The organism is Methanobrevibacter sp. UBA417 (genome assembly GCF_002508845.1).
Classification (GTDB): Archaea; Methanobacteriota; Methanobacteria; order Methanobacteriales; family Methanobacteriaceae; genus Methanobrevibacter_A; species Methanobrevibacter_A acididurans.
On record NZ_DAZC01000037.1, the window covers coordinates 1 to 3,507 of the forward strand.

3 protein-coding genes are annotated in these 3,507 nt (G+C 28.6%); all 3 read left to right on the forward strand.

Annotated features, from left to right (window positions below; translation table 11 throughout):
• The first annotated feature begins 159 nt into the window (after window positions 1-159).
• The 3 genes from sufC (at window position 160) to BP769_RS08460 (ending at window position 3,196) form a co-directional block, all read left to right on the forward strand.
• Complete coding sequence (sufC, locus tag BP769_RS08450) at window positions 160-927, forward strand: Fe-S cluster assembly ATPase SufC (RefSeq protein WP_409198466.1); 768 nt, start codon at window positions 160-162, stop codon at window positions 925-927.
• Complete coding sequence (locus tag BP769_RS08455; protein ID WP_409198467.1) at window positions 863-2,131, forward strand: SufB/SufD family protein; 1,269 nt, start codon at window positions 863-865, stop codon at window positions 2,129-2,131. Before sufC ends, BP769_RS08455 begins: the two co-directional genes overlap by 65 nt.
• A gap of 528 nt (window positions 2,132-2,659) precedes the next feature.
• Window positions 2,660-3,196: a hypothetical protein gene (locus BP769_RS08460; RefSeq protein WP_409198468.1), complete on the forward strand. Its 537-nt coding sequence runs from the start codon at window positions 2,660-2,662 to the stop codon at window positions 3,194-3,196.
• Window positions 3,197-3,507: the final 311 nt, after the last annotated feature.

Genomic DNA, 3,507 nt, shown 5'->3' on the forward strand with positions numbered 1-3,507 from the left:
AAAAATTTTTAATATAACAATAGTTTATATAAATGATAACAAATAAAAGAAGAATATAATAATTGTTATATTTTTTCTAAAAAAATAAAAAAAATTAATAATTAAAAAAAATAAGAATTTGTATTTAAATAAAAATAATTCATGGTGGTGGAAAATAAAATGTTACTAAAAATAGAAGACTTAGCAGTACAAGTCGAAGGAAAACAAGTACTCAAAGACATCGACTTATGTATAAAAGAAGGAGAAACCCACGTCCTACTCGGACCTAACGGTGGAGGGAAAAGTACACTCTTCATGAGCATACTAGGATTTCCTAATTACAAAATAACCAATGGTAATATAATATTTAAAGGAGAAGACATAACTAACTTAACAACAACCGAAAGAGTTCAAAAAGGAATAGGTGTAAGTTTCCAAACACCTCCAGCAATAAGAGGAGTAAGTGTAGAAAACCTATTAAGACTCATAGAAAACAAAGATATAGAAAAAGAACTCTCACCAAAAATGCAAAACTTATGCACAAAACTAAAATTCAACCAAGACTTCCTAAAAAGAGACGTGAACCTCGGATTCTCAGGAGGAGAAGTTAAAAGATCAGAAATACTCCAACTCCTAGCACAAAAACCAGAATTCGTAATGTTCGACGAACCTGACAGTGGAGTAGACATAGAAAACGTTGAATTAATAGCAGAAGAAATAAATGAATTATTAGAAAAAAATACCAAACCAAAACAAAGAACAAGATCAGGATTACTAATCACTCACCTCGGATACATCCTAAACTATGTAAATGCAGACATAGCACATGTACTCCTAGACGGTGAAATCGCTTGTTCAGGAAACCCAGAAGAAATAATACAAGATGTTAAAACAGAAGGATTTAGAGGATGTGTTGAATGTGCGGAATGTATCTCAAAAAGCTGCTAAAGCAAAAGACAAAAAAGCAGCAATAGGAACAGATGTAACTATAGAAAACTATTCAGAAGAAACTATAGATGCATATGATGTAATAGACAGCTTAGATGATGTAAGTAAATCAACACAAGACACCCTACTAAAAGTCGGAGTAGACTCTGATGAAACTAATCGAGCAGGATCATTTCTACAAGTTGGTCAAAGTAACATCTTCCAAGACAGCCTAACAGGTGACGTGGAATTACTAAACCTACAACAAGCATTAGATAAATACAATTGGGTATCAGATTTAATGTGGACAACAGTCCAAGCAGACGCAGATAAATACACTGCAAAAACAGCACTTCGAGAATCTGAAGAAAATGTAAGATCAGGTTACTTCATAAGAAGTAAACCAGGAACCAAACAAACCTTCCCAGTACAAGCATGCATGTTTATAGCAGACCAAGACGTAATCCAAACCACTCACAATATAATAATTGCAGAAGAAAACTCAGAACTACATTTAATAACCGGTTGTGCAACAGGTGACGATGTATCCTCAGCACTCCACGTAGGAGTCTCAGAACTATTCGTCAAACCAGGTGGAAAAATCACATTCACCATGATACATAACTGGGCAGAACAAGTAGAAGTACGTCCAAGAACCGGAATAAAAGTAGAAGACAATGGAACATTCATAAATAATTATATCTTAACCAGTCCAGTACACTCCCTACAATCTTATCCAACAGCACACTGTGTAGGTAAAAATTCACGTGCACTATTCCAAACCATCCTTAATGGTCAAAAAGATAGTTACATTGATAGTGGAGCACGGGGAATACTTTCTGGTGATGGAGCATCAACAGAAGTTATTAGTCGAGCAGTAAGTAATGATGAATCAAAAATTTATGCTAGAGGACACCTAGCAGGTGAAAGACCAAACGTAAAAGGACACCTAGAATGTAATGGACTCGTACTATCAGATGATTCAAGCATCTATGCTGTACCAGAATTAGAAGCAAACAGTAGTGGTCTTGAATTATCACACGAAGCTGCAGTAGGTAAAATAGATGAAGATGAAATTTATTACCTTACAAGTCGTGGTTTAACAGAAGAAGAAGCAGCTGCAATGATAGTTAGAGGATTTTTAAGTATGGACATAACAGGCCTACCACCAGCACTTGCAAAATCCACACAAGAAATGATAGACATGAGTGTAAAAGGAATATAAATAAATATTTTTCCTTTCACTCTATTTTTTTATAATGTTTCTAGCTAGATTAAACAATTCTTCTTTGTCTATATAAAGATTAAAACCCCCTATTTTTTTATAACTTTAATTAAACTATTTTTAAATTCAATTTTTAACAAAACCTTAAATAAAAATGATTTTATTACTCTCCTATTTTTTTAAAACAATTTACTGGTTTATTTATAATTACACTCCATTTTAACTAATTTTGAAAACTAATTTTTTTTAAATGACTTACAAAGTATTAATTACCTAATTATAATTGGAGGTGAAAAAAAATTTTAAAACTTAAATTTTAAGTACAGATATTTTAGTTTGATTTAAACAAAACTTATCAAATCTATCTAAGTCAAAAAAAAATTAAGGAATATAATTTTTAGAATGGAATGAAAAATAAGAAAAAAATTAAATTTTAAATCTTTAATGGGGAATTAAGAGAAAAATATAAGTCAAATAAATTTATATAAAAATTATAATAAAATAGTGGGGTTTTAAAGAATAAAAATTTTGAAAAACATAGATACAAAGACAATTTCAGGAAGGATCTCTAAAGAAAAATTTGAAGAATTAAAAAATTTAAATTTAGATGGAACAACTAGTATAAAAGTTGCTAAAGCAATAGATTTTTTAATATTAATTTATTCAGATAATAATGAACAATATAAGGAATTATATGAATTAAATTTAAAGAGAACCCGTAGAGATGAAATTGAAAAAGAGTTAAAGGAATTAAAAAAGGATATAAATTTTTTAGAAGAAAAAAACAATACAGTTAAAAACTTAGATTTAACTGATACATTAAAAAAAATATATTATAATGATAAATGTTCAGATTTTTTAAATAAGCAGTTAGAACGATTATCTAATAGAAGGTATGCTCCTGAAATTTTTAAAGATAAAAATAATTTATCTTTTAATCAAAAAAGGTACTTAGAAATTTTAATTAATAGTTTAAAAAAGTTTAATAATGAAAACAATTTTGATTTAGATTATGATAGTTTTATTGAGGGGATGATACAAATAAAACAGGAAAACAAGGATTAAATAAAAATATACTTATTATAAAAGTTTAAATTAAAAATTTAACTAAGTTTTAAATTGTATACACATTTTGCATACCTTTTAAAATTTTTGCGCAAGTGTAGTGTAAGGGGGGAGTTATAACTTTAAGTTATAACTATAACTATATTCTAACTAGTATACTAATAATAATAATAATAATATATTAATAAACTATAATTCTGCGAGGGTCCTGTATAGAAAAAGAGTTATAACTTTAAATTATAACTATAACTCCCATAATACAGTATACATTTTCAAATCTTAAAAAACCTATAACTTTAAGTTATAACTTT